The sequence below is a fragment of the Pedococcus bigeumensis genome, assembly GCF_039531795.1.
GTDB classification, from domain to species: domain Bacteria; phylum Actinomycetota; class Actinomycetes; order Actinomycetales; family Dermatophilaceae; genus Pedococcus; species Pedococcus bigeumensis.
This window is the reverse complement of record NZ_BAAAQS010000003.1, coordinates 268,151-291,818: the sequence shown is the minus strand read 5'-3', so window position 1 is coordinate 291,818 and position 23,668 is coordinate 268,151. Positions and strand designations below refer to the sequence as shown.

Below are 23,668 nucleotides of genomic sequence, written 5' to 3'. Positions count from 1 at the left end.
CCATGTCGACCCAGGTCACGTCTGCTGCCGCTGAGTTCGCTCGGCGGCAGCAGTCCCCCCTCCAACGCGTCCAGCACCAGCTGCACGGCCGGCCCTGGCTGAGCCCGCTGTTCCTGCTGCTCGTGACGTTCGTGGCGTTCTTCATCGCGACGCCCACCTTCCTGACCGCCAACTCGATGGGCATCCTGCTCCAGCAGACGGCGGTGGTGGCTGCACTCGCGGTGGGCCAGACCCTGGTCATCCTCACGGCGGGCATCGACTTGTCCGTGGGCGCGATCATGGTGCTCTCGATGATGGTGACGGCGACGCTCGCCAAGGACGGCGGCATGCCGGCCCTCCTCGCCCTGCTGATCGGGGTGGTCCTGGCGACGGTCGCCGGTCTCCTCAACGGCCTGCTGGTGACGCGGATCAACCTTCCTCCGTTCATCGTGACGCTCGGCACTCTCAGCATCTTCACGGCCGTCGCGCTGCTCTACTCCGGTGGTGAGAGCATCCAGGCCGACCACCTGCCCCGGCTGCTCAACTTCCTGGGCGAGGGGTTCGCCATCGGCCAGTTCCGCCTCACCTGGGGCATCGTCGTGGTCATCCTCATCTACGCCGTGATGGGCTTCGTGCTCTCGCAGACCGCGTGGGGACGCTACGTCTACGCGGTCGGCGACGACGCCGAGTCGGCCCGCCTCTCGGGTGTGCCGAGCAAGCGGATCCTGCTCGCCGTCTACACGGTGGCCGGCCTGATCTACGGCATCGCCGGGTGGATCCTCATCGGCCGGGCCGGAGCCGCGACCCCCAACGCGGCGCCCGACGCCAACCTGGCCAGCATCACCGCGGTCGTCATCGGTGGCACCAGCCTCTTCGGTGGCCGAGGCCGGCTCATCGGCACCCTCATCGGCGCCCTCATCGTCCAGACGTTCGCCTTCGGGCTGTCCCAGATGGGCGTCAACCAGCAGTGGCGTGTCATGGCGACGGGCGTCCTCGTCATCGTGGCCGTCGGCATCGACCAGTGGATCAGGAAGGTGAAGGCATGAGTGCAAGCACGCTCGAGGTCGCCCACGGTGGCGTCCCGGCCGGCAAGGAGGAGATCTACGGCAAGGAGCCGGTCCTCTCCGCCCGCAAGCTCGTCATCACCTTCGGTCGCGTCGTCGGCCTCGACGGGGTCGACCTCGACCTCTACCCCGGCGAGGTGCTGGCGGTCATCGGCGACAACGGCGCCGGCAAGTCGACGCTCATCAAGTGCCTCACCGGGGCCTACGTGCCCGACTCGGGTGAGATCACGATGAACGGCAAGCCGGTCCACTTCCGCAAGCCGCAGGACGCTCGTGAGGCGGGCATCGAGACGGTCTACCAGCAGCTGGCGGTGATCCCCGCGCTCGACATCGCGAGCAACCTCTACCTCGCCCGCGAGGAGCGACGCAAGGGCCCGCTCGGGTCGGTGCTGCGGATGCTCGACAAGAAGGGCATGGAGAAGCGGGCCGGCAAGTCGGTGCAGGACCTCGGCATCCAGACCATCCAGAACATGAGCCAGGCGGTGGAGACCCTCTCGGGTGGCCAGCGCCAGGCCGTGGCCGTCGCCCGCGCGGCGGCGTTCGGGAGCAAGGTCGTCGTGCTCGACGAGCCGACCGCTGCCCTCGGTGTGAAGGAGTCGGGCATGGTGCTCGACATGGTCAAGCAGCTGCGTGACAAGGGCCAGTCGATCATCCTGATCAGCCACAACATGCCGCACGTGTGGGAGGTGGCCGACCGCATCCACATCCAGCGACTCGGCGGCCGCGCCGGGGTCATCACCCCTGCATCGCACGACATGGGTGAGGGCGTGGCGATCATGACCGGCGCGAAGAAGCTGGAAGGTGCCGCGTGAGCGGCGTCGTCGTCGTCGGCTACATCCCGACGCCCGAGGGCATCGCCGCCTTCGAGCGGGCCAAGGACGAGGTCGTGATCGACGGCTCAACCCTCGTGGTGGTCAACACGGGGCAGAGCGGCAACTTCGCCGGGTCGACGTTCGCGAGCCCTGCTGACATCGACGCGATCGATGTCGAGCTCAGCGGCGCAGGGATCGCCCACGAGGTGATCCAGTCGACCGACGAGCTGGCGCCCGCCGAGGCGATCCTGCGGGTCGCGGAGGAGCGGGACGCCCGGCTCATCGTGATCGGGGTACGGCGACGCACCCCGGTCGGGAAGCTCTTCCTCGGCAGCACCTCGCAACAGGTGCTCCTCGACGCACACTGCGCGGTGCTCGCCGTGAAGGCGGCCCGCGGCAGCTGACGTCACCACCCCGGCCCCCGGGCCACCCAGTCGCGAGCGGCGTCCCTCCGGAAGAGGAGGGGCGCCGCTCGTCCGGTCCCGCTCTTCCCGTCCGGCTGCTCCGCCCGTCCGGCCTGCTCCGCCCCGTCCCGCCGACTCTGCCCGGTCAGGGACGGGAGGTCAGGTCCGCGCCGAGCCGAGCCCCAGGACGACGGCGATGCCGAGCGCGCTGCGGGGGTCGTAGGCGGTGCGCCACAGCCCGCCGTGCACCGCACCGGCAGCTTCCTCGCGCCAGGGCGTCAGCAGTGCGTGCGGAGCGGTGCGCAGGTCGTGGACGAGGAGGGCCGCCATGAGGGTGTTGCTCGTGGCCGGCTCGAAGACCTCGATCCCGAACCGGTGGGCGCCGGCATACGCGCTCGCCAGCGCCCGGTTCTTGACCACCGAGCGGGTGCGGGTGGGTGGGGCGACGTTGAGCGAGACGGTGCGCCCGTCGCGCCGGGCGACGGTGGCCCGCCAGCGCTGCAACCGCTTGGCCAGCGCGTAGTTCGGACCCTGCTGCGGCACGAGGCTGTCGTTGAGGCCGGGGTCGGTGCCGGGCGCGTAGTTGCGCCGCAGGAGCCGGCCGCCGCTGACCGTCCGCAGCGCGGGCCGCACCAGCCGCATCGGCGTCGACGGGCCGCGGTAGCTGCGGGTCGACTGCTCGACCGCCTCGCCGGGCACGGCGAAGACGTCGGTGGGCGTGGCCAGGAAACCGAGCGCGACGTCGGGGCGCCGGCTCATCAGCTCGACGCTGAGGGCGTCCACGGCGGTGGAGACGCGCACGTTGGTGGCACCGTCGGCATACACGTAGTTGCCGAGGACGAGCGGGCCCTCGACCTCGGTCAGCCAGTCGGCGACCGCGGGGAGACCGTGCAGCAGGTCGGCCCCAGCGTGCGCAGCGAGGTCGCTGGCCGACCACGGCGCGTCGGCGGCCACCGGCATGTGCAGCGTGCCGGCGCTCGACGCTGCGGCGTCGAGCACGCGCTTCCAGATGTCGGGTCGGGGCAGGTCGACCCCCACCACGTGCCCGCCCCACGACAGGATCGAACGCAGTGGACCCATCTCCGCGCCGGCACCGAGCACGACGACCCGCTGGTCGCTGAGGTCGAGCCAGTCGGGGTTGGCCAGCACGGTGCGCACGGCCTCGGCCGCGGACGGCTCGATGATGCCGCGGGTGGTCCAGTCGTCGAGCTGTCGCCGGAGCGCGTCGCCACGCAACCGCTGGCCGTGCAGGGGGAGGCTGAGCTCCGTCGCCCGCTCGCCGGTGCCCCGCACCGTGGCGGTCCCCAGCGGCGGGCCGCCCCCAGCCGTAAAGGCGTCGTCGAGCGCCACCTCGCCGTCCGGGGTCGTGGCGCGCATCCGTGCGTGGAGGGAGTCGAGACCCGCGCGGGCGACGTCCACCGCCGCCTCGCCGTCACGCAGCAGGCCGGCCTCGACCATCCGGCGGAAGTGCGTCAGGTAGCCCTGGCGCCAGTTGGTCTCGCGTTCCGCGGCCTGGGCCCCGACCGGGTCGACCGGGCGCAGTGCGTCCGCCACGACCGCGCGTCCGAGCGCGGAGGTGCTGCGCTTGCCGTCGACCTCGGGGAAGACCACTCCGTGCGGTTGGTGGGAGTCGCTCTGCGCCATGCTCCGCGAGTATGCCGTGTGGGCCCGGATCGCGATGCGGCTGCCCGTCGGGGTCAGCTGACGGCGTCAGCGAGGCGCCGGGCGATCTGGTCCACAGCCGCGCGCAGCTCGGGACCGTTGACGATGCGGAAGGGGACGGGCAGCGCTGCCAGCTGGGCGGCATACCAGTCGGGGGCGCTGGTGCTGCCGACCAAGCGGGTGGTGCCCTCGGGGCCTTCCTCGAGCCGGCCGAGGCCGCGTGGCAGCAGCCGCGTCACCGTCTCGAGCGCAGCCTGGACGACGACCTCGGTGTCGTACTCCCACCCGGCCGACAGGTGCGTCTCGAGCTCGCCGACCGCGTCGAGGTCCTGGGGCGGCTCGAACCGCTCCCCGAGGACGGCGACCGCGGTGACCCGGTCGATGCGAAACGCGCGACGGGCGCTCGCCGCGTGGCTCCAGCACAGCAGGTACCACCTGCCGTGGCGCACCACGACGGCCCAGGGGTCGACCTCCTGCGACCACTCGCGTCCCGCTTCGGTGCGGTAGCCGATGCGGACGCGCGAGCGGTCGATGCTCGCCTGGACGAGGGCGGTGGTCGTCTGGGGGTTGGGCCGCGCGGCGGCGCGGTCGGGGGCCGGCGCGGCGGCGCGCCGGACGGCTTCGGCCTGCTCGGCGACGGGCTGGGGGAGTGCGCGGATGATCTTGCCCAGGGCGCTGCCGGCCGGGTCGGCGGTGTCCGCCGCCTCGTGGTGGCCGTCGAGCACCGCCATGACCAGGGCGAGCGCCTCGGACGCCTCGAACATCAACGGCGGCAGCCGCAGCCCGCGACCCACGCGGTAGCCGCCGTAGGGTCCGCGCTCGGACTCCAGGGGTATGCCGGCCTCGCGCAGGATGGCGACGTAGCGGCGGGCGGCGCGCTCGGTGACGCCGAGCCGCTCGGCCAGCCGGCCCGCGGTGATGCCGGGGCTGCCCTGGATCAGCTCGAGCGTGAGCAGCGCGCGGGAGGTCGGACTGGTGTCGGCGGACGACATGGCGACAGCGTAGGACGACGTGCGGAAGCCGAACGTCCGGAACAGGCCCTAGCGTCCTGTGTCATGGCCACAACAGACCCTGCGCCCGACGACGTCACCGACACCCCGTGGGAGCCCCCGCTGGCCGGCAACGAGACCGACGCGGTCCTCGGTGCCCTCGAACGGCTGCGCGCGACCTTCCGCTACAAGGCCGACGACCTCGACGCGGCCGGTCTGGCGACCCGCATCGGGGCGTCGTCGCTGACCCTCGGCGGGTTGCTCAAGCACCTCGCCGTCGCCGAGGACCACAAGTTCACGGTCAAGCTGAGCGGTGCCCCGATGGATCCCGTGTGGGACGACAACGGGTGGGATGACGACGACGACTGGGAGTTCGCCTCCGCCGCCGACGACTCCCCCGAGACGCTCTACGCCCTCTACGACGGCGCGGTCGAGCGGTCGCGGGCGAGGGTCGCCGAGGCCCTGCACGACGCGGGTCTGGCGGTCGGGCTCGACCACATGGTCGAAGCCAAGGACGACCGGGGCAACCACGCCAACCTGCGCCGCCTCCTGCTCGACATGGTCGAGGAGTACGGCCGTCACACGGGCCAGGCCGACCTGCTCCGTGAGGTGGTCGACGGGCGGGTCGGCGAGGACCCGCCGCCCGGGTGGCAGCCGGTGTCCGGCGCCTGGACGTGGGCGACCCGATGACCCAGCACGACGAGCACCCGGGGTTCGACGCCGCCCACCGTGGGGCGACCTTCCGCCGGTTCGACTTCACCGATGCCGTGTTCGACGACACCTACCTGGTCGGCGCCCGGTTCAAGAACGTCGCCCTCAAGGGCGCGCGGATCACCGGCTCGCAGGTCGTCGACGTCGAGATCACCGGTGAGGTGGAGCACCTCACCGTCAACGGCGTCGACGTCACCGACTACGTCGAGGCGGAGCTGGACCGACGCGAGCCCGACCGCACCAAGATGCGACCGAGGAGGCCGGCGGAGTTCCGCGAGGCCTGGGGCATCATCGAGCGCCGCTGGGCCGAGACCTTCGAGCGGGCCCGGCGCCTGGACCCGCAGCTGCTGCACGAGCGGGTCGACGGCGAGTGGTCCTTCATCGAGACGCAGCGCCACCTGGTCTTCGCGACCGACGCGTGGATCCGCCGCGCGCTCCTGGGCGACCCGTCACCGTGGAGCCCGCTCGACCTGCCCCACGACGACATGGCCGACATCCCCGAGGTGCCGCGCGACCGGTCGGCGCGACCGTCGCTCGACGAGGTGCTCGAGCTCCGCCGCGACCGGATGGCGACGATGCGCACTGTGGTCGACGGGCTGACCGACGAACAGGTCGAGGGCCGGACGACCCCGGTGGTCGAGCCGGGCTACCCCGAGTCGCGGGACTACCTGGTCGCCGACGTCGTGGGCTGCATCGTCAACGAGGAGTGGTACCACCACCAGTACGCCACCCGTGACCTCGCCGTCCTCGAGAGTGCACGACACGCTGGACCACGTTCCTGATCACCAGCGTGTCGCGCACTCTCGACGTTGCGGGCTGGTCACTCGAGGCCGAGGCGGGCCTTCAGGTCGTCGAGCTCGACCCGCAGCTGGCTCGGCAAGGTCTCGCCGAACTTCGCGAACCACTCCTCGATCTGGGGGATCTCGGCCTTCCACTCGTCGACGTCGACGGCGAGCGCCTGCTCGAGGTCGGCGTCGCTCATCTCCAGGCCCGCGGTGTCGAGCGACTCCGGCGTCGGGACGTGGCCGATGGGGGTCTCGACCGCGGCGGCCTTGCCCTCGATGCGCTCGATCGCCCACTTGAGGACACGGCTGTTCTCGCCGAAGCCGGGCCAGAGGAAGCCACCGTCCTGGTCACGACGGAACCAGTTGACGTAGAAGATCTTCGGGAGCTTGGACGCATCGGCGTCCTTGCCCAGGTTGATCCAGTGCTGGAAGTAGTCGCCGGCGTTGTAGCCGATGAAGGGGAGCATGGCCATCGGGTCGCGACGGACCACGCCGACCGCACCCGTGGCGGCAGCAGTCGTCTCCGAGGAGAGCGTGGCCCCCATGAACGTGCCGTGCACCCAGTCTCGCGCCTCGGTCACCAGCGGGACGGTCGTCTTGCGGCGACCGCCGAAGAAGATCGCCGAGATCGGCACACCCTTGGGGTCGTAGTACTCCTTGGCGAGGATGTCGCACTGCTCGATGGGGGTGCAGTAGCGGCTGTTCGCGTGGCTCGAGAGCTCGTCGGAGTCGGGCGTCCAGTCCTCGCCCTTCCAGCTGGTGGCGTGGGCCGGCATGTTCTCCAGTCCCTCCCACCAGATGTCGTTGTCGTCGGTGAGCGCGACGTTGGTGAAGACCGAGTTGCCCTTGTTGATGGTCTTCATCGCGTTGGGGTTGGTGTGCTCGTTGGTGCCCGGGGCGACGCCGAAGAAGCCGAACTCGGGGTTCACGGCATACAGGCGGCCGTCCTCGCCGAAGCGCATCCAGGCGATGTCGTCGCCGAGGGTCTCGACCTTCCAGCCGGGGATGGTCGGGGCGAGCATGGCGAGGTTGGTCTTGCCGCACGCGCTCGGGAAGGCGGCGGCGATGTAGTAGACCTGCTGTTCCGGGGAGATCAGCTTGAGGATCAGCATGTGCTCGGCCAGCCAGCCCTCGTCGCGGGCCATCACCGAGGCGATGCGCAGCGAGTAGCACTTCTTGCCCAGCAGCGCGTTGCCGCCGTAGCCGGAGCCGAACGACCAGATCATCCGCTCCTCAGGGAACTGGACGATGTACTTCTCCGGGTTGCACGGCCACTTCACGTCGGCCTGGCCGGGCTCGAGCGGGGCGCCGACGGAGTGCAGCGCCGGGACGTACTTGGCGTTCTCGCCGAGCTCCTCGATGCGGCGCAGCACGTTGACCCCGGTGCGGGCCATCACCCGCATGGAGACCACGACGTACTCGGAGTCGGTGATCTCGACACCGAACATCGGGTTCTCGGCCTCGACGTGACCCATCACGAACGGGATGACGTACATGGTGCGGCCCTTCATGCAGCCGGCGTAGAGCCCGCGCATGAGGTCCTTCATCTCGTTCGGGTCCATCCAGTTGTTGGTGGGCCCGGCGTCCTTCTCGTCCACGGAGCAGATGTAGGTGCGGTCCTCGACCCGGGCGACGTCGGTCGGGTCGGAGGCTGCGTAGAAGCTGTTCGGCTTCTTCTCGTCGTCGAGGCGCACGAACGTGCCGGCCTCGACGAGCTTGTCGGTCAGTCGGGTCCACTCGGCGTCGGAGCCGGTGACCCATTCGACGTGGTCGGGGGTGGTCATCGCGGCCACCTCGTCGACCCATGCCTGCAGGCCGGCGTGCGTCGTGCCGCCTGCGCGCTGGTCGGTGTGCGTCGCCTCGGTCGTCATGTGATCGGCCGTCCCTTTCGTCCGGGGCGGTGCTCCCCCGGATCATGAGGTGATGCGTCCACGCCGACACCGGTCAGCCGACCGTGTGTCCACATGGTGAACGCTCCTGATCTGGCCAAGGTACGCCCCCCTACGCGCCAGTAGATACCGCGCAAGGTCTAGTCGGCTCGTGAAAAGCCTCACAACCGACGGGTAGGAATCGCTGGCTTGCTGCCTTCTTGCAAGGCTTGCAAGAAGGCAGCGGATTCCGTTGCGTTTCTTGCCTTTCGGCGCACGGGGAGGGTGCTGGTCGGCGGCGGGGGTGTGGCCGTTGCTGCCGGCCACGGTCGGCCGCGGGGGGAGGCGGGCCACGGGGCGGTCCCAGCCGGGTGGCCGACCGATTTCGTCGCTGCGGGGTCGAGCCGGTAGTCTTTCCCGTCGTTGCTCTGGGCGATCCCACAAGGAATCTCAGGGCGACATTCGCGCCCGTAGCTCAACGGATAGAGCATCTGACTACGGATCAGAAGGTTAGGGGTTCGAATCCCTTCGGGCGCACCCGGTCGCCACGGCGACCACGCACTCTGAGTTGAGACAGACGGTGGGGCCCCCGCTCGCGGAAACGCGGACGGGGGCCTTACTCGTGCCCGGCCCGGCTGCGGAGCCGACTGAGCTGCCGCACGCCGGATGAAGCGCTGGGCGCTCAGTGAGCGTCAACCCACTCTCCGCCGGGCCCGGACAGTCGGTTGGCGCTCACTCAGCTGCCGGACCCGGAGTCCAGCGCTCCATGCGGGCCGCAGGGGGGAGAAGCGCGGGGTCTGCGGCCGGCCAGTGGGCCGGGTCGGGACCGAGCTGTACCAGCTGCTCGACCTGCTCGCGACACCAGGACGACACGACCCGGCGCCCGTCGAGGACCTCGTCCGCGAAGGTCGCCCACGGCACCCACTCGGCGCCGCCGACCTCGGTCGGGTCGAGCCCCAGCTCACGACCGGGCAGCATCCCCACGAACACCGGGCACCGCTCGTTCTCCACCACACCGTCCTGCTCGGCGACGTACGCGAACTCCGGCAGCACCAGCTGCAGCTCGCCCACCGTCACGCCCAGCTCGTCGAGCGCCCGGCGCCCGGCCGCCGCGTCGAGCGCCTCGCCCGGCCCGGGGTGGCCGCAGACCGAGTTGGTCCACACGCCGGGAAAGGTCGCCTTCGTCGGCGCCCGTTGCGTGACGAGCAGCATCCCGTCGGGGTCGACGAGGTATGCCGAGAAGGCCAGGTGCAGGGGCGTCGCGCCGTGGTGGACGGTCGCCTTGTCCTGGGTGCCCACCGCGCTGCCGTGGTCGTCGAGCAGGACGACCAGCTCGGTCATGCCGACCGTCCCAGCTCGTTGACGGCTGCCGAGAACACCCAGGGCGCGCGCGCCGCCAGGGGCACCAGAGCGCGCCGAGCGACCTGCGGACGGGTGGCCGCGAGCAACCCGTGGGTCAGCGCCGAGCACCGCCACGTGGCGGCCAGCCACCCGCGCTCGTAGTCACTCGGCCGGTCGGCAGCCACTGCGGCGACCGCCGCCCGTGCCTGGGCCAGCCCGAGCGAGATGCCTTCCCCCGTCAGCGCGTCGACGTAGCCGCTGGCGTCGCCGACGAGCAGCACCCGTCCGGCGACGCGGTGGCGGCTGCGTTGGCGGAGCGGGCCGGCCCCCTGCACGCCGGAGGCCGGCTCGGCCCCGGCGAGGCGCTCGGCCAGCGGCGGGAAGTGGGCCAGGTGCTGGGCGAACGAGCGGCGCTCGCGGCTGAGGACCGCCACCCCCACCAGGTCGTCGGCGACCGGGGTGACGTAGGCCTCGGCATCCGCGGCCCAGAGGACGTCGACGCGGCTCGACCACGGCGCGGTCGCGAAGTGCTGGCGCAGCCCGTACCTGCCGGGCCCGGACGAAGGCCGGTCGAGCCCGAGGTGTCGACGGGCCCACGAGTGCAGCCCGTCGGCGGCGACCACGTGCCGGGCCCGCAGGACTGGTCCGTCCGCACCACCGGACCGCCGGGTGGCCACGTCGACGCCGTCGTCGTCCTGGTGCAGGCCGGTCGCGGACAGGTGCTGCACCGGGACGCCGGCCTCCGCAGCCGCCGTGGCCAGCCTGCTGTGCAGCTCCGTGCGACGGACGCCGAGCCCGGGTCCCTGGGTGAAGTCCGCCACCGCGCTCGCGTGGGGGGACAGGTAGCGGATCCCGTTGAAGGAGTGGCCCTTCGGGTGCACGCCGAGGCCGGCGAGGGCGGCCAGGCCGCCGGGCATCAGGCCCTCACCGCAGGCCTTGTCCACGGGACCGCTGCGTGGTTCGAGCACCTCGACCGTGAGGCCACGCCGCACGGCATACAGGGCTGTCGCCAGCCCCACCGGGCCACCGCCGACGACGAGGAGGTCGACGCTCACGCGGCACCCGCGCGCAGCCCGAGGGCCTGCTCCTCGACGCGGATCCGGACCGACAGCAGGAGGAGGTTGAGGACCGTGAAGGCGGCTGCGGTCACCCACGCGGTGTGGACCAGGGGAAGGGCGAGGCCCTCGACGACGACGGCGACGTAGTTGGGGTGGCGCATGAGGCGGTAGGGACCGGCGGCGACCAAGGAGGCGCCCGGCACCACGATGACGCGGGTGTTCCACTGCTGACCCAGGGTCGAAATGCACCACCAGCGCAGGCCCTGGGCGAGGAGCACCAGGACGAGCATCGGCCAGCCCAGCCCGGGGACGAACGGCCGGTCGGCGACCACCACCTCGACGACCGCGCCGACGAGGAGGGCGGTGTGCAGCAGCACCATGACCGGGAAGTGGCCGCGTCCCGACTCCACCCCACCGCGCGCGAAGGCCCAGGCGGCATGCCGCTTCGACACGACCATCTCGGCAAGGCGTTCGAGCCCCACGGCGGCGACGAGCACGGTGAACAGGAGCTGGGAGGTGGTCATCGTCAGCCAGCCGCTCGGAGCAGCACCATCTCGAGGCAGAACCCGGGGCCCATGGCCATCAGGACGCCGTAGGAGCCCACCGCCGGTGGCCGGTCGCGCACCGTGTCGGCGAGGACGTGCAGCACGGACGCCGACGACAGGTTGCCGATCTGGTCGAGGGAGTCCCAGGTCACGCCGAGGGCGTCGCGCTCGACCTCCAGGGCGTCGGCCATCGCCTCCAGCACCTTGGGGCCACCCGGGTGGGCCACCCAGAACCCGATGTCGGCGCGAGTGAGGCCGTGCGCACCGAGGAAGCCGTCGACGTCCTCGCCGAGGTTGGCCCGCACCAGCTCCGGCACCTCGACACCGAGGACGATCCGCAGCCCGGACGCGCCGACGTCCCAGCCCATCGCGCGCTCGCTGTCGGGGTACATCCGGCTGCGGGTCGCCAGCACCTGCAGGTCGTGCCCGGTGTCGGGACCGAGCTCCGCAGCCCGGTCCGCGCCGACCATGACCACCGCAGCGGCCCCGTCGCCGAACAACCCGCTGGCGACGAGGTTGGCGGTGGACGTGTCGTCGCGCTGGACCGTCAGGCTGCACAGCTCGGCCGAGAGCAGGACCGCCACGTCACCGGGGTGGCCGAGCAGGTGGTCGTGGACGCGGGCCACGCCGGCCGCCCCCGCGACACAGCCCAGACCCACCATCGGCACCCGCTTCACGTCGGGGCGCAGGCCGATGCGGGCCGCGATCCGGGCCTCCAGCGAGGGGACCGCCAGCCCCGTCACGGTCGTCGAGACGATGAGGTCGACGTCGGTGGGGGTCAGGCCGACTGCCTTGAGCGCGTCGACGACCGCCTCCGACCCGAGGTTCACGGCGACCGCGATGAACTCGTCGTTGGCCTCGCCGAAGTCGCGCAAGGCGGCATACCTCTCGAGGGGCAACGCGAGGTGACGGTGGCCCACCCCGGCGTTCGCGTGGATCCGCTCGAGCAGCAGCCGGTCGACGCCGTGCGCGCCGAGCACCTCCGCGAACGCAGCGGTCACCTCGCCCTGGGCGTAGCGGTGCTCGGGCAGGACCCCGGCGACGGACACGATGCGGCTCACGAAGAGAGCCTAGGCACACCGACGGCGGTCCTGCCTCGCCGGGACCATCCGGGCCGGCCGGAGGCCGCCTAGGGTGGGGCCGTGTCCAGCGACCCGGTGTCCGCGTCGTCGACGTCGCGCACCGCGTTGGTGCGGGCCTGCCACCCCGGCCCGACGCTCGCCGTCACCGTGCTGGTGGCGCTGCTCTCGGTGGCGCTCGGCCTCGCCGTGACGAGGGGCCTGTTGGTCACCGCCGCGGTCTTCACCGGACAGCTGACCATCGGGTGGTCGAACGACCTCATCGACGCGGCGCGTGACCGGGCCGTCGCCCGGGACGACAAACCCCTGGCTCGCGGCGAGCTCTCGGAAGACCTGGTGCGCAAGGCCATCGGCCTCGCCGCTGCCCTGTGTGTCGTCCTCTCGCTCGCCTGTGGCTGGCGCTCGGCCGCGGTCCACCTGTTGCTCGGGGTGGCGAGCGGCTGGGCGTACAACCTCGGCCTCAAGCGCACCGCCTGGTCGGCGTTGCCGTATGCCGTCGCGTTCGGCGTGCTCCCCGGGGTGGTGTCGCTCGCGGGGCCCGACCGTGCCTGGCCGCCCGCGTGGATGATGGTCACGGGAGCGGTCCTCGGGGTGGGTGCCCACCTGCTCAACGCCTTGCCCGACCTGGCCGACGACGACGCCACGGGGGTCCGTGGCCTGCCGCAGCGACTGGGCGCCGGTCGGGTGCGGGTGCTCGCCCCGGTGGTGCTGCTGCTCGGCTCGGTGGTGGCGACGTTCGGGCCCGGTGGGGGAGTGCCCGTGGGTGCCTGGGTCGGGCTCGGCGCCTGCGTCGCGCTCGCGGTCGTGGCATTGCTCGGTCGGGGCAAGGCTCCCTTCGTCGCGGCCATCGGCATCGCGCTCGTCGACGTGGCCGTGCTCGTCCTGCGCTGAGTCCCACGGGCGGGGCGACTTCATGCGGCCGAGTGGGTGGTCTCGCTCGTGGCCGGTCGGGGTGGCTCGGCACGTGGATCGGCAGCACCCTGGGCATGGTCCTGGCCGACGCCCTCGCGATCATCGTCGGCGCCTACCTCGGCAAGAAGCTCCCGGAGCGCGTCATCAAGCTGGGTGCGACGGTGGCCTTCGTCGTCTTCGGCGTCGTCCTGATCGTGCAGGGCCTCTCGATGCGCTGACCCGGGTGGAAGGGCGGCCATCGGATCTTGCGGGCAAACGGCGCAAGCGCGACAACGAACCTTGACCGGCGGCATACGCAAGAGGACTCTCGCAAATGGACCCTCTGCGCGGTCCGGACGGAGGTCGCATCATGAGCTCGCCGGTGCTCGAGAACATCCTGCTGTTCGCCAACCCGGACGTCCCCGACCTGGGGTGCTTCGTGCGCCGGAAGCACGAGCTCGAGGTCAACGAATTCGACCGGAACATCCACGTCGAGCTGAACCCGTCGATCGACTTCCACCCCGCCCACCACCAGGTGTACTTCCGGGTGCAGTGCGGTCATGCCGGCCACTTCCAGCGCGCCCTGGTCAAGATGACCCCCGACCTGTCGATCCCGGGCCCGGTGCTCGAGCACTTCCCACCCGACTTCGTCCTGGGCGGCGACTTCCACCCGCAGCCCAGCAACTGGTTCAAGTTCCCGACCCAGTCGGGCCAACGGTTCTACTGGTTCTTCGGGCAGCACCGCGACCCGGCCGGCGGCGACTGGCTGTCCGACAAGCTCGTCGGTCACACCTACGACCTGTACGAGAACGGCACCCTGTCGACGGTCAAGTACGACGACACCGGCGGCGACCGGGACTTCGACGACTTCGTGCTCGAGGCGGCGGTCGTCGGGCGGCGGTCGTGGCGCGACATCCTGCAGGCGGTCGACCAGGCGAAGGTCAGCGAGCTCGTCGCCAAGGAGGGCCTCGCCGGGGTCCGCGAGCGGATGTATGACGAGAAGGCCGACTGAGCGCCATCCTGACGCGCCGCCCCTGACGCGCCGCCCCTGACGCGCCGCCCCTGACGCGCCGGTTCTGACGCGCCGGCCCGTCTGGCGTCGCTGGCCTCGGCGCCCGGCGGTCAGCGCTTGCGGCGTGCTCCGAGGGCGACGATGACGCCGACCAGGGCGACGAACGGCCCGATGACCGCCCAGATCGCGACGCCGCTCATGCTGCTGCCGCCCACGATGTCGAGCCCCTGCAGGGTCCAGAGGAGCCCGACGAGGACGAGCAGGATGCCGATGCCGAGCGCGAGGCGTGGGTTCACGTCGCGAGCCTATGCCCGCGGCCGGGCACCCGGCACGGACGCCCCGGTGCTGCCGGACCGGCCTCAGGCGGCGCGGTCGGCCGCGAGGTGGGCGCGGAGGGCGACGTAGACCTTGCGGACCCCGATGGCGCGTTGCAGGTCGTCCTGGATGCGCGTGAAGAACTCGCGGCGGTAGTTCTGGTCGATGACGGCCTGCACGGTGAAGTAGAGGCCGGCGAACGCCGACAGGAAGACCGCGACCGAGAACAGCTCGTCGCTGACCAGGTGCAAGGGCCCGGTGTAGTGCGGAGGGGAGCCGACCCACGTCTCGATCACGCTGGGGCGGATGGCGATCGAGCCGAAGACGACGAAGAACCCGAACACGATCAGCACCAGCGACAACATCTGGATCGCCTGGGCGATGAAGAGCATGAGCATCAGGTTGCGGCGCTGCAGAGGAGGAAGACGTATGCCGGCCACCTCGGTGGCGAGGTGCGGCTCGGCGAGGATCTCGCGCGCGGCCGAGGCCAGCGGGGTGCCGACGCAGGTGGCCGCGAGCATCTCGCCCTCCACCTCGGCGCCGACCCGCTCGATCTCGCTGCGGAACGACGGCGCGAGGAAGGCGACTGCGAGCAGGGCGAAGATCCCGACGCAGACCCACAGCAACGGCCGGGGCAGCGCAGCCGACACCTGCCAGACCTCCGTGTTGATGAAGAGGAAGGTGATGAACAGGAGCAGGAAGGGCAGGGCACGGGTCGCGAGGGGGCCGATCAGCGACCGGTTCTCCCAGGCGTGGGCCAGCGCCCAGCGGCCGATCCGCCCCACCCGGAACACCCTGACCGCCCGGCCGAGGGCGACGACTGCCGCGGTGAGCAGACCGGCTGCGACCGCTTCGCCGGGGCCGGCCTCGAGGTTGAGGGCGACCACCGTCACGAGCACGGCCGGGGCTGAGGCGAGCGCGGCCCAGAGGCCCACGGTCCGCGGCACGAGGGATCGCTGGATCGCCTCGTGCCCCGACTCGACGAAGTAGGGCAACCCGTGGGAGTCGAACCAGGCCTCGCACTTGGCGACGTCGTTCGTGGTGAGCACGACGTCAGCCTCTCAGGTGTCTGCGGCTGGGTCGTCACCCGACACCACAGTCACGCCACAAAGCCCTCACGCCACAACAGCTGTCACACCACGCAGAACTCGTTGCCCTCGGGGTCGCGCAACGTGACCGCGTAGTAGTCGGCTCCCTCGGGGGCGTTGACGTACGCGATGCTCGCGCCGAGGGCGACCAGGCGCTCGACCTCGGCGTCGACGCTGGCCCGCCGCGCGGCATACGGCATCGCCTCGCGGCCAGGGGTGTGCCTGAGGTCGAGGTGCAGGCGGTTCTTCACCGACTTGGGCTCCGGCACCTCCTGGAACCAGATGCGCGGCCGCACGCCCTCGGGGTCGACGATCGCGCCGCTGCCCTCCTCGGCACCCTCCAGCTCCTCGGCGGGCAGGCCGGCCGCGCGCCAGTAGGAGAGCCAGGAGTCCCAGCCGTCGGGGGCCGGCTCCGGCACGTAACCCAGCGCCTCGCACCAGAACCGCACGAGGCGGGAGGTGTCGGCGCAGTCGACGGTGAGGTGCCAGTTCGCAGTCATGCGGGGAGTGTCGCACCGCGGTGTGTCAGCCGGGCCCTCCCGCACGTCACGCGCCGTCGGCCGCGGCGGTGAACCGCGCCGACCACTGGCGCAACACCTCGAGCACCTCCGGCGTGGCTTCCTCGAGCGTGAACGGCGCGTCGATGACGCCGAGCCCGAACGCCGCCCAGCCCGGGTGCACGGCGTCCATCTCCAGCAGGCAGGACGTGTCGTCGATCGGCGTGACCTGCGCCCACCGACCGGTGCGGCGCTCGACGAGCGCGGCCGGAGCAGCGACCCGAGCGCGCACGACGACGCGGGTCTCGTTGCGGGACAGGCCCTTTCGCACGTATGCCGCCGCATCACCACCCGGCACCTCGCGGGGCCGGAAGCGTGACCGGGTGCCGAACGGCTCACTGAGGCGGTCGAGCCGGAACGAGCGCCAGTCCTGGCGGTCGAGGTCGTAGGCGAGCAGGTACCAGCGCCGGCCGACCGTCACCAGGCGATGCGGCTCGACGTGCCGCCGCACGGCTTCGCCGGCGCCCTGGCCCCCACGCGCGAGGTAGGTGAACCGGATCCGCTCGGTGTCACGGGTCGCTTGTGCCACCGCGGCCAGGACGTCGGCGTGCACGGCCGGCGCCTCGGAGAAGGGGGAGTCGTCGGTCACCGCTCGCAGCGCCTCGGCCCGCCGCCGCAGCTTGGGCGGGAGCACCTGCACGACCTTCGAGAGCGCGCTGACCGACGCCTCCGACAGTGCGCCGGCGGTGAGCTGGGCTGCTCCGTTGAGCGCCACCACCATCGCGATCGCCTCGTCCTCGTCGACGGTCAGTGGTGGCATCGTCGCGCCGGCCCCGAGCTGGTAGCCGCCCTCGATCCCGCGGACCGAGTCGACGGGGTAGCCGAGCTCGCGCAGCCGCTCGACATCTCGGCGCAGGGTGCGTTCGGACACCTCGAGCCGACCCGCGAGCTCGGGTCCGGCCCAGAACCGGTGGGTCTGGAGCAGCGACAGCAGTCGCAAGGTGCGGGAGCTGGTGTTGGCCATGGCTTCAGGATGCCCGACCTAGCGGTCAGAAAGTGGCCGGAAGTCTCCCTAGCGTCGGTCGTGACAGGAATCCCGAGAGTCCAGGCAGTGAGGAGAAGGACATGACCACCACCCTCGAGCTCCCCCACGAAGGTGAGCCCACGGCATACCCGCCGGTCGACAGCGCGCCCGGCGCGGCCGGTGCGGTCGCGACGCAGCCCGAGACCCGGGCGGTGGCCCGCGGGGCGCTCCCGCTGGGCCGGGCCCGCACGATCGCGCTGCTCAGCCTCTTCCTCGCGTCCACGATGGAGCTGCTCGACACCACGATCGTCAACGTCGCCCTGCCGACCATCGAGTCGGGTCTGCACGCGAGCGCCGCACAGCTGCAGTGGATGGTGGCCGCCTACCCGCTGGCGTTCGCTGTCGGGCTCATCACGGGCTCGCGACTCGGCGACCTGTGGGGTCGCAAGCGGGTCTTCCTCGGAGGCCTGGTCGGCTTCACCCTCATGTCGGCGGCCTGCGGCTTCGCCCCGAACGCCGAGGCGCTGGTCGGTTTCCGCGCCCTCCAGGGCCTGGCCGCCGCGGCGATGATCCCGCAGGTGCTCTCGAGCCTGCAGGTGATGTACACGCCGCACGAGCGCGCCAAGGCGATGGGGCTGTTCACCGGGCTGGCCGGGCTGTCGGCGGTCCTCGGGCCGGTCATCGGTGCCGTCCTGACCGAGGCCGACCTCGGTGGCCTGGGCTGGCGCTCGATCTTCCTCGTCAACGTGCCGTTCGGTGTGCTGGCGATCGTGGCGGCGCTGCGGTGGGTGCCGGAATCCGTTGCCACGCAACGCCCGCGCATCGACCTGCGCGGGGTCAGCGTGCTCGCCATCGGTCTCCTCGCGGTGCTCTACCCGCTCACGATGGGACGCGAGCTGGGTTGGCCAGCCTGGGTGTATGCCGCGATGACCGCCGGTGTCGTCGTGCTCGGCTTCTTCGCCCGGTCGCAGGTGCGGGCCGAGCGCGCGGGTGGCGAGCCGCTGGTCGCGCTCAGCCTCTACCGGGGTCGCGGCTTCGCAGCCGGCTCGGCGATGAACTCGCTGCTGTTCATGGCGATGGCCTCCTACTTCCTCTGCCAGACGATCTACCTCCAGGCCGGTCTGGGCTGGTCGGTGCTGAAGGCCGGGCTCGCGGCGATGCCGTTCGCCCTGACGACCACGGTCTTCGCCGGGGTCGGCGTGGCCGTGCTGGCACCGAAGATCGGCCGACGGGTGCTGCAGATCGGGGCGCTGACCTGGGCGGCGGGAGCGGTCGTCCTCGCCGTCACGGTCCACTCCGCCGCTGCCTCGACCTCGGTCTGGACGTTCCTGCCCGGGTTCGTGGTGGCGGGTGCCGGGTTCGGGCTGATGGTGTCGCCGATCGGCGTCTTCACCCTCGCGGACGTGCCGGTCGAGCAGGCCGGGTCGGCGTCGGGGCTGTTCAGCACGACGGGTCAGCTCTCCGGCGCGGCCGGGGTGGCAGTGCTGGGTTCGCTGTTCTTCTCCGTGGTCGACGCCCACGGGTCTGCCCTGGCGGTGGGAGCGGGGCGGGTGGCGGCGCCGGTCGAGATGTTCCGGCCCGCGATGGAGGTGGCGCTCGCGGTCCTGGTCGCGCTGATGGTGGTGGCGGCCGTCGTGGCCCGGCAGCTGCCCGCGGTGCCGAGCCGGCCCACGGAGCACTGAGCGGACGGTCGGGGGGCCGGGTCGGCGCCTCGCGTCCGGCTCAGTGAGCGCCAACCCACTCTCCCACCGCAGTCGTGAGTGGGTTGGCGCTCACTCGCGGCGGCCTCTCCGCGTCAGGAGGTGAGCAGGTAGCCGAGCCAGACGGCTGGCAGCCCCAGGCCGAGGGTGAGCGCGAGGTTGGTGACGAACGGCCGCCAGGCCCGCTCCTCCAGGAAGACCCACGTCTCGAAGGCCAGCGTGGAGAAGGTCGTCAGCGCCCCACAGAAACCGATGCCCACCAACGGCATCAACCAGTCCGCGGTGTGCGGGACCCCCGAGACCACGCCGAGGACGAACGACCCCACGACGTTCACGACCAGGGTGCCGAGGATGGTCCCCGCGCGGGTGTGCTCGCGCGCCCACCGGTCCACGAGGAACCGCAGCGGCGCCCCCACGGCAGCCCCCGCGAGCACCAGCAGGGCGTCACTCGCCCTCACGGTCGCCGCCCGAACAGCCGCTCGCCGAGCGTGATCCCGAGCCCCACGGCCACGAGGCCGACCACGAGCGACCCCACGAGGTATGCCGCGGCGACCAGTCCGTGCCCGGCCTGCACCATCGCGTGGAAGTCCAGTGCGTACGACGAGAAGGTCGTCCACCCGCCCAGCACCCCGACGCCGAGGAAGGGCCGCAGCCACGGGTGGGGGCGGGCCATCGAGAGCACCCACACCACGAGCACGCCCATGGCGAGCGACCCCGAGACGTTGACGAGGAAGGTCGCCCACGCGAACGTCCCGGAGGTGTGGGGAAGCGCCAGCCCCACGGCATACCGGCCGAGGGAGCCGAGCACCCCACCCGCGGCGACGGCCGCGAGCAGGCCGGAGTCGCCCCGCCGCACGAGGTTCATCAGGCGCGCTTGGTCTCCAGGAAGTCCGCGATCCGCCCGATGGCCTCGGTGAGCACCTCGACGTCGGGCAGCGTCACGAGCCGGAAGTGGTCGGGCTCGAACCAGTTGAAGCCGGTGCCGTGGGTCACGAGGATCTTCTTGGTGCGCAGAAGGTCGATGACGAACGCCTGGTCGTCGTCGATGGCGTAGACCTCGGGGTCGAGTCGCGGGAAGCAGTAGAGGGCGCCGTGGGGCTCGACGCAGGAGACGCCGGGGATCTCGTTGAGCAGCCGCCAGGCCGTCTTGCTCTGCTCGTAGAACCGGCCGCCCGGGTGGATGTACTCCTCGATCGACTGGTAGCCGCCGAGCGCGGTCTGGATCGCGTGCTGGCCGGGGACGTTGGCGCACATGCGCATGTTGGACAGCAGGGTCAGGCCCTCGAGGAAGTCCGAGGCCAGCTCCTTCGGCCCCGACACCATCACCCAGCCCGCGCGGTAGCCGCAGACCCGGTAGGCCTTGGAGAGCCCGCTGAAGGTCAGGCAGAGGACGTCGTCGCCCGCGAAGGTGGCCGTGTGGTGGTGGACCGGCTGGTTGACCTCGTCGGCGAACAGGATCTTCTCGTAGATCTCGTCGGACATCAGCACGAGGTTGTGGCGGCGGGCGATGTCGGCCATGCCCCGGACGACCTCGTCGCTGTAGACCGCGCCGGTCGGGTTGTTGGGGTTGATCACGACCAGCGCGTGGGTGTTCTCGGTGATCTTGGACTCGATGTCGGCGAGGTCGGGGTTCCACCCGTTGGACTCGTCGCAGCGGTAGTGCACGGGCGTCCCGCCGGCCAGCGTCACGGCCCCGGTCCACAGGGGGTAGTCCGGCGCGGGGACGAGGATCTCGTTGCCGTCGTCGACGAAGGCGGTCAGCACCATCGAGATCAGCTCGGAGACACCGTTGCCGATGTAGATGTCGTCGACGTGTGTGTCGGTCAGCCCCCGTGACTGGTAGTAGTGCGCCACGGCGGTGCGGGCGGAGTAGATGCCGCGGGAGTCGCTGTAGCCCTGCGAGTTCGGCAGGTGGTGCACCATGTCCTGGAGGATCGCCTGGGGCGCCTCGAACCCGAACGGCGCGGGGTTGCCGATGTTGAGCTTGAGGATCTTGTGCCCCTCGGCCTCGAGCCGCTGGGCCTCCTCGAGGATCGGCCCGCGCACGTCGTAGCGGACCTGGTGGAGCTTGCGGGACTGCGTGATACGGCGCACGAGATCAGTCTCCCAGCATCTCGACCGTCGTCACGACGCTGGTCACCGCCGGGCGGGTCGGCGTCGAGCTGAACCCGAACCGGCACGGCGGGTCGACCGGGGCCAGCCGGCCGAGCGGGGCTCCCCGCCAGGCGCCGGCCAGACTCGTCACGGAGCGCAGGTCGGTCGCGCCGTACCACTCGCGGCGGCCCTCGAGGGCGGTCCCGCGGGTGCGGACCCCGCGCATCACCACCCTCGCGACGGGGTCGACGACCGTGGCCCAGGCGGGTGCCGAGGCGATCCGGCGCGGCACCGCGCGCAGGAGCCACCCGAGTGGGCGGCGCGCTCCGACCTGCAGGTATGCCGCGAGGTGACCCTCCACGTGCACGTCCCAGCCGTCGCGGGTCACCCCCACCGACACGGGGGTGGTGCAGACCTCGTCGAACGCGTAGGTCTGCTGCACGAAGTCGACCACCTCGTCACTCGGCGCGAGCAGGGTCCGGTGGCCCGAGGCGTCCTCGACCATGACGTCGGAGAACGATCCCAGGGGTGACTCGACCCACCGCCCCACGACGAACCGCACGCCGCTGGTCGACCCGACCCCGGCGATGGCGCCCGTGAAACGAAGTCGCTGCACGGGCACCAGCCTGACAGGCGCGATCAGCAGGCCGTCAGTGGGTCGGCTTGGCGAAGGACAGTGCCGCGACGACCCCGATCAGGAGCACCGCGGCCGGGAGCAGCAGGGTCTGCGACATCGCGGTGGCGAACCCGTCCGCGATCTGCGGCGGGAGCTTCACCCCAGAGGTCCGCTGCGACATGTTCTGGGGCATGCCCGGGAGGTTGGCCGCGAGCCGCGCCTCGATGACGGCAGCGATGGCGGCGCTGCCGAGGACGGCCCCCACCTGGCGGGTGGTGTTGTAGATGCCCGAGCCGGCGCCGGCCGACGACAGCGGCAGGTTGCGGGTCGCGGTCGCCGCGAGGGGCGCCCACATGAACGCGTTCGCGACGCCCATCAGGGCCATCGGCAGGAGCAGCACCCAGATCTTGGTCTCGACCGTGGTCACGCGGCTCAACCAGAACAGCGAGGCCGAGCACAGCGCCAGCCCGAACGCCGTGATCGTCCGCGGGTGCACGCGGTCGGTCAGCTTGCCCGCGACCGGCGCCAGCGCTCCGGACAGGACGGCCATGGGCACGAGCAGCAGGGCAGCCCTGGTCGGCGTCAGGCCGCGCACCACCTGTGCGTAGAGCATGAACGGGAAGGCCATGCCGGTGATCGAGAAGCCCACCGCGCTGATCGCGATGTTGGACAGCGAGAAGTTGCGGTCGCGGAACAGCCCCAGCGGCACGAGCGGCTCGGTGCGGATCCGGCTCTGCCAGAAGATGAACAGCCCGAACACGACCAGGCCGGCGGCGATGAGCAGCGGCACGGAGATGACACCTTTGATCGTGCCCCAGTCGTAGGTCTCGCCCTCCTGGATGCCGAACACCAGCAGGAACATCCCGACCGCCGAGAGCGCGACACCGACCCAGTCGAAGCTGTGGCTGTGCGTCTCGAGCCGGGGCACCAGCCGCGTGGCGAGGGCGAAGGCGACGATGCCGATGGGCACGTTGATGAAGAAGATCCACTCCCAGCCCGGGCCGTCGACGAGCAGGCCGCCGAGCAGGGGGCCGACCAGGATCGCGACGCCGGCCGTGGCGCCCCAGAGCGACATCGCCTGGCCGCGCGAGGCAGCGGGGAAGGTGCGGGTGATGACCGCCATCGTCTGCGGAGTCATCAGCGAGGCGCCGAGACCCTGCACGACGCGGGCGATGATCAGCATCTCGATGGTGCCGGTCAGGCCGCACCAGAGCGAGGCGACGGTGAACAGCGCGAGCCCGGCCAGGTAGACGTGCTTCGGCCCGATCCGGTCGCCCAGGCGGCCGGTGATGAGCAACGGCACGGCATACGCGAGCAGGTAGGCAGAGGTGACCCAGATGACGGAGTTCACGTCGGCGTCGAGGCCCTGCATGATCGCCGGCGTCGCCACCGACACGATCGTGGAGTCGACGAGGATCATGAAGAAGCCGATCACCATCGCCCAGAGCGCGGGCCACGGCCGGTAGTCGGCGGGGAGGTCGGTCCTCACGGTTGTGGGTGCGGCCATGGCAGGTCGCCTTTCTCGAGTCGGGAGATGAAGCCGTTGATCCAGTCCTGCTGCGCCACGGTCATGTGGCGGATGTAGTCGGCGGTGACCCAGTACGCCTCGGCCACCTCGCGAGCCCTGGCCTTGTCGACCAGGCAGTCGATGTCGGCCAGCTCGCGCTCGATCACTGCGAGGTGGGCCCGCAGGTCGGCGCAGACGGCGCTCGCCGGGGCGTTGTGCGCCTCCGCGAGGGCGAGCGCGAAGGTGGGGAACTCGTTGACCGGCTCGCGCAGGATCTCGCGGATGCGCGAGACCAGGGCGGCCCGGCCGCTGTCGGTGATCGCATAGGTGGTGCGCTCCGGCCGGTTGCCCTCCCGTCGGGTCCCCGTCGCCTCTGCCATCCCGTCGGCAGTCAGCCGGTCGACCGTGCGGTAGAGCGACCCGGGCGTGACCCGGACGATCCGGTCCTCGTGGCGGTCCAGCAGCAGCTGGTACATCTCGTAGGGGTGCATCGACCGCTCGTTGAGCAGGGCGAGCGCCGAGATGGCGAGGGGGCTGAGGGTCACGCCGTGCTGTCCTTCGCTGCTGCTGCTGCTGCCTGGCGGGGTGGGGTGGAGTGGGGTCCGCTGGGACGGCATTCCGGGTGAA

The 23,668-nt window shown here is 71.5% G+C and carries 26 protein-coding genes and 1 tRNA gene; 10 read left to right on the top strand and 17 right to left on the bottom strand.

The features are described 5' to 3' along the window. Positions 1-2 precede the first annotated feature (2 nt). Genes ABD262_RS12015 through ABD262_RS12005 form a run of 3 tightly spaced genes read left to right on the top strand, consistent with a single transcriptional unit; the run spans position 3 to position 2,259 of the window. Positions 3-1,025: an ABC transporter permease gene (locus ABD262_RS12015; RefSeq protein WP_344136163.1), complete on the top strand. Its 1,023-nt coding sequence runs from the start codon at positions 3-5 to the stop codon at positions 1,023-1,025. Beyond that, positions 1,022-1,855, top strand: coding sequence for an ATP-binding cassette domain-containing protein (locus ABD262_RS12010; protein ID WP_344136160.1), 834 nt, complete (start codon positions 1,022-1,024; stop codon positions 1,853-1,855). Before ABD262_RS12015 ends, ABD262_RS12010 begins: the two co-directional genes overlap by 4 nt. Next, on the top strand, positions 1,852-2,259 hold the full coding sequence (locus ABD262_RS12005) for a universal stress protein (protein ID WP_344136157.1): 408 nt from the start codon (positions 1,852-1,854) through the stop codon (positions 2,257-2,259). The genes ABD262_RS12010 and ABD262_RS12005 overlap by 4 nt, the downstream gene beginning before the upstream one ends. Before the next feature lie 159 nt (positions 2,260-2,418). Here the strand turns inward: ABD262_RS12005 and ABD262_RS12000 are convergent, their stop codons facing one another. Next, positions 2,419-3,903 carry a hypothetical protein gene (locus ABD262_RS12000; RefSeq protein ID WP_344136155.1) on the bottom strand — a complete coding sequence of 495 codons (1,485 nt, stop codon included), beginning with the start codon at positions 3,901-3,903 and terminating at the stop codon, positions 2,419-2,421. A gap of 53 nt (positions 3,904-3,956) precedes the next feature. Next, positions 3,957-4,913: a helix-turn-helix transcriptional regulator gene (locus ABD262_RS11995; RefSeq protein ID WP_344136153.1), complete on the bottom strand. Its 957-nt coding sequence runs from the start codon at positions 4,911-4,913 to the stop codon at positions 3,957-3,959. A 63-nt stretch (positions 4,914-4,976) separates the two neighbouring features. On the opposite strand from ABD262_RS11995, the gene ABD262_RS11990 reads away from it, so the two are divergent. Next, on the top strand, positions 4,977-5,600 hold the full coding sequence (locus ABD262_RS11990) for a mycothiol transferase (RefSeq protein ID WP_344136150.1): 624 nt from the start codon (positions 4,977-4,979) through the stop codon (positions 5,598-5,600). Then, positions 5,597-6,403 carry a DinB family protein gene (locus tag ABD262_RS11985; protein WP_344136147.1) on the top strand — a complete coding sequence of 269 codons (807 nt, stop codon included), beginning with the start codon at positions 5,597-5,599 and terminating at the stop codon, positions 6,401-6,403. Before ABD262_RS11990 ends, ABD262_RS11985 begins: the two co-directional genes overlap by 4 nt. 38 nt (positions 6,404-6,441) lie before the next feature. Here ABD262_RS11985 and ABD262_RS11980 read toward each other — a convergent pair whose 3' ends face one another. Further along, the gene (locus ABD262_RS11980; protein WP_344136144.1) at positions 6,442-8,277 is read right to left on the bottom strand and encodes a phosphoenolpyruvate carboxykinase (GTP); all 1,836 of its coding nucleotides are present in this window, start codon (positions 8,275-8,277) and stop codon (positions 6,442-6,444) included. Between the two features lie 461 nt (positions 8,278-8,738). Here ABD262_RS11980 and ABD262_RS11975 point away from each other — a divergent pair. Beyond that, a tRNA-Arg gene (locus ABD262_RS11975) sits at positions 8,739-8,811 on the top strand. Between the two features lie 195 nt (positions 8,812-9,006). On the opposite strand, the gene idi is transcribed toward ABD262_RS11975, so the two are convergent. Genes idi through ABD262_RS11955 form a run of 4 tightly spaced genes read right to left on the bottom strand, consistent with a single transcriptional unit; the run spans position 9,007 to position 12,279 of the window. Then, complete coding sequence (gene idi, locus ABD262_RS11970; RefSeq protein WP_344136141.1) at positions 9,007-9,615, bottom strand: isopentenyl-diphosphate Delta-isomerase; 609 nt, start codon at positions 9,613-9,615, stop codon at positions 9,007-9,009. Beyond that, positions 9,612-10,670, bottom strand: coding sequence for an NAD(P)/FAD-dependent oxidoreductase (locus ABD262_RS11965; RefSeq protein WP_344136138.1), 1,059 nt, complete (start codon positions 10,668-10,670; stop codon positions 9,612-9,614). Before ABD262_RS11965 ends, idi begins: the two co-directional genes overlap by 4 nt. Beyond that, positions 10,667-11,197: an isoprenylcysteine carboxyl methyltransferase family protein gene (locus ABD262_RS11960; protein WP_344136135.1), complete on the bottom strand. Its 531-nt coding sequence runs from the start codon at positions 11,195-11,197 to the stop codon at positions 10,667-10,669. The genes ABD262_RS11965 and ABD262_RS11960 overlap by 4 nt, the downstream gene beginning before the upstream one ends. A gap of 2 nt (positions 11,198-11,199) precedes the next feature. Then, positions 11,200-12,279: a type III polyketide synthase gene (locus ABD262_RS11955; RefSeq protein WP_344136132.1), complete on the bottom strand. Its 1,080-nt coding sequence runs from the start codon at positions 12,277-12,279 to the stop codon at positions 11,200-11,202. An 81-nt stretch (positions 12,280-12,360) separates the two neighbouring features. Between ABD262_RS11955 and ABD262_RS11950 the strand changes: the two genes are divergently transcribed. From ABD262_RS11950 to ABD262_RS11940, 3 genes are all read left to right on the top strand, one after another. After that, positions 12,361-13,188, top strand: a complete 828-nt coding sequence (locus ABD262_RS11950) for a UbiA family prenyltransferase (RefSeq protein WP_344136129.1) — start codon at positions 12,361-12,363, stop codon at positions 13,186-13,188. Between the two features lie 32 nt (positions 13,189-13,220). Further along, entirely contained in the window at positions 13,221-13,427 is a 207-nt protein-coding gene (locus ABD262_RS11945) for a TMEM165/GDT1 family protein (protein ID WP_344136126.1), read from the top strand. 131 nt (positions 13,428-13,558) lie between these two features. After that, a complete protein-coding gene (locus ABD262_RS11940; protein ID WP_344136123.1) occupies positions 13,559-14,200 on the top strand; it encodes a hypothetical protein in 642 nt (213 codons plus the stop codon). 110 nt (positions 14,201-14,310) lie between these two features. On the opposite strand, the gene ABD262_RS11935 is transcribed toward ABD262_RS11940, so the two are convergent. The 4 genes from ABD262_RS11935 to ABD262_RS11920 form a co-directional block, all read right to left on the bottom strand. Next, on the bottom strand, positions 14,311-14,496 hold the full coding sequence (locus ABD262_RS11935; protein ID WP_344136120.1) for a hypothetical protein: 186 nt from the start codon (positions 14,494-14,496) through the stop codon (positions 14,311-14,313). A gap of 63 nt (positions 14,497-14,559) precedes the next feature. After that, a complete protein-coding gene (locus tag ABD262_RS11930; RefSeq protein ID WP_344136117.1) occupies positions 14,560-15,564 on the bottom strand; it encodes a hypothetical protein in 1,005 nt (334 codons plus the stop codon). Between the two features lie 83 nt (positions 15,565-15,647). Next, positions 15,648-16,103 carry a VOC family protein gene (locus tag ABD262_RS11925; protein ID WP_344136114.1) on the bottom strand — a complete coding sequence of 152 codons (456 nt, stop codon included), beginning with the start codon at positions 16,101-16,103 and terminating at the stop codon, positions 15,648-15,650. Between the two features lie 46 nt (positions 16,104-16,149). After that, the gene (locus tag ABD262_RS11920) at positions 16,150-17,124 is read right to left on the bottom strand and encodes a helix-turn-helix transcriptional regulator (protein WP_344136111.1); all 975 of its coding nucleotides are present in this window, start codon (positions 17,122-17,124) and stop codon (positions 16,150-16,152) included. Positions 17,125-17,225: 101 nt separating this feature from the next. Between ABD262_RS11920 and ABD262_RS11915 the strand changes: the two genes are divergently transcribed. Then, positions 17,226-18,806, top strand: a complete 1,581-nt coding sequence (locus ABD262_RS11915; protein ID WP_344136107.1) for an MFS transporter — start codon at positions 17,226-17,228, stop codon at positions 18,804-18,806. 113 nt (positions 18,807-18,919) lie between these two features. On the opposite strand, the gene ABD262_RS11910 is transcribed toward ABD262_RS11915, so the two are convergent. The 6 genes from ABD262_RS11910 to ABD262_RS11885 are packed head-to-tail and all read right to left on the bottom strand — an operon-like array spanning position 18,920 to position 23,586. Then, on the bottom strand, positions 18,920-19,282 hold the full coding sequence (locus ABD262_RS11910) for a fluoride efflux transporter FluC (protein ID WP_344136104.1): 363 nt from the start codon (positions 19,280-19,282) through the stop codon (positions 18,920-18,922). After that, on the bottom strand, positions 19,279-19,689 hold the full coding sequence (locus ABD262_RS11905) for a fluoride efflux transporter FluC (protein WP_344136101.1): 411 nt from the start codon (positions 19,687-19,689) through the stop codon (positions 19,279-19,281). Before ABD262_RS11905 ends, ABD262_RS11910 begins: the two co-directional genes overlap by 4 nt. Continuing rightward, positions 19,689-20,918, bottom strand: a complete 1,230-nt coding sequence (locus ABD262_RS11900; RefSeq protein ID WP_344136098.1) for a pyridoxal phosphate-dependent aminotransferase — start codon at positions 20,916-20,918, stop codon at positions 19,689-19,691. The genes ABD262_RS11905 and ABD262_RS11900 overlap by 1 nt, the downstream gene beginning before the upstream one ends. Before the next feature lie 4 nt (positions 20,919-20,922). Further along, entirely contained in the window at positions 20,923-21,534 is a 612-nt protein-coding gene (locus ABD262_RS11895; protein WP_344136095.1) for a hypothetical protein, read from the bottom strand. A gap of 34 nt (positions 21,535-21,568) precedes the next feature. Beyond that, on the bottom strand, positions 21,569-23,041 hold the full coding sequence (locus ABD262_RS11890; protein WP_344136092.1) for a DHA2 family efflux MFS transporter permease subunit: 1,473 nt from the start codon (positions 23,039-23,041) through the stop codon (positions 21,569-21,571). Then, a complete protein-coding gene (locus ABD262_RS11885; protein ID WP_344136089.1) occupies positions 23,020-23,586 on the bottom strand; it encodes a PadR family transcriptional regulator in 567 nt (188 codons plus the stop codon). The genes ABD262_RS11890 and ABD262_RS11885 overlap by 22 nt, the downstream gene beginning before the upstream one ends. Positions 23,587-23,668 lie beyond the last annotated feature (82 nt).

What these genes read in the sequence shown, in the direction of transcription:
- ABD262_RS12015 (WP_344136163.1), top strand. Translation starts at nt 3, where the DNA reads ATGTCGACCCAGGTCACGTCTGCTGCCGCTGAGTTCGCTCGGCGGCAG.
- ABD262_RS12010 (WP_344136160.1), top strand. Translation starts at nt 1,022, where the DNA reads ATGAGTGCAAGCACGCTCGAGGTCGCCCACGGTGGCGTCCCGGCCGGC.
- ABD262_RS12000 (WP_344136155.1), bottom strand. Translation starts at nt 3,903, where the DNA reads ATGGCGCAGAGCGACTCCCACCAACCGCACGGAGTGGTCTTCCCCGAG.
- ABD262_RS11995 (WP_344136153.1), bottom strand. Translation starts at nt 4,913, where the DNA reads ATGTCGTCCGCCGACACCAGTCCGACCTCCCGCGCGCTGCTCACGCTC.
- ABD262_RS11990 (WP_344136150.1), top strand. Translation starts at nt 4,977, where the DNA reads ATGGCCACAACAGACCCTGCGCCCGACGACGTCACCGACACCCCGTGG.
- ABD262_RS11985 (WP_344136147.1), top strand. Translation starts at nt 5,597, where the DNA reads ATGACCCAGCACGACGAGCACCCGGGGTTCGACGCCGCCCACCGTGGG.
- ABD262_RS11980 (WP_344136144.1), bottom strand. Translation starts at nt 8,277, where the DNA reads ATGACGACCGAGGCGACGCACACCGACCAGCGCGCAGGCGGCACGACG.
- idi (WP_344136141.1), bottom strand. Translation starts at nt 9,615, where the DNA reads ATGACCGAGCTGGTCGTCCTGCTCGACGACCACGGCAGCGCGGTGGGC.
- ABD262_RS11960 (WP_344136135.1), bottom strand. Translation starts at nt 11,197, where the DNA reads ATGACCACCTCCCAGCTCCTGTTCACCGTGCTCGTCGCCGCCGTGGGG.
- ABD262_RS11940 (WP_344136123.1), top strand. Translation starts at nt 13,559, where the DNA reads ATGAGCTCGCCGGTGCTCGAGAACATCCTGCTGTTCGCCAACCCGGAC.
- ABD262_RS11925 (WP_344136114.1), bottom strand. Translation starts at nt 16,103, where the DNA reads ATGACTGCGAACTGGCACCTCACCGTCGACTGCGCCGACACCTCCCGC.
- ABD262_RS11920 (WP_344136111.1), bottom strand. Translation starts at nt 17,124, where the DNA reads ATGGCCAACACCAGCTCCCGCACCTTGCGACTGCTGTCGCTGCTCCAG.
- ABD262_RS11915 (WP_344136107.1), top strand. Translation starts at nt 17,226, where the DNA reads ATGACCACCACCCTCGAGCTCCCCCACGAAGGTGAGCCCACGGCATAC.
- ABD262_RS11905 (WP_344136101.1), bottom strand. Translation starts at nt 19,689, where the DNA reads ATGAACCTCGTGCGGCGGGGCGACTCCGGCCTGCTCGCGGCCGTCGCC.
- ABD262_RS11890 (WP_344136092.1), bottom strand. Translation starts at nt 23,041, where the DNA reads ATGGCCGCACCCACAACCGTGAGGACCGACCTCCCCGCCGACTACCGG.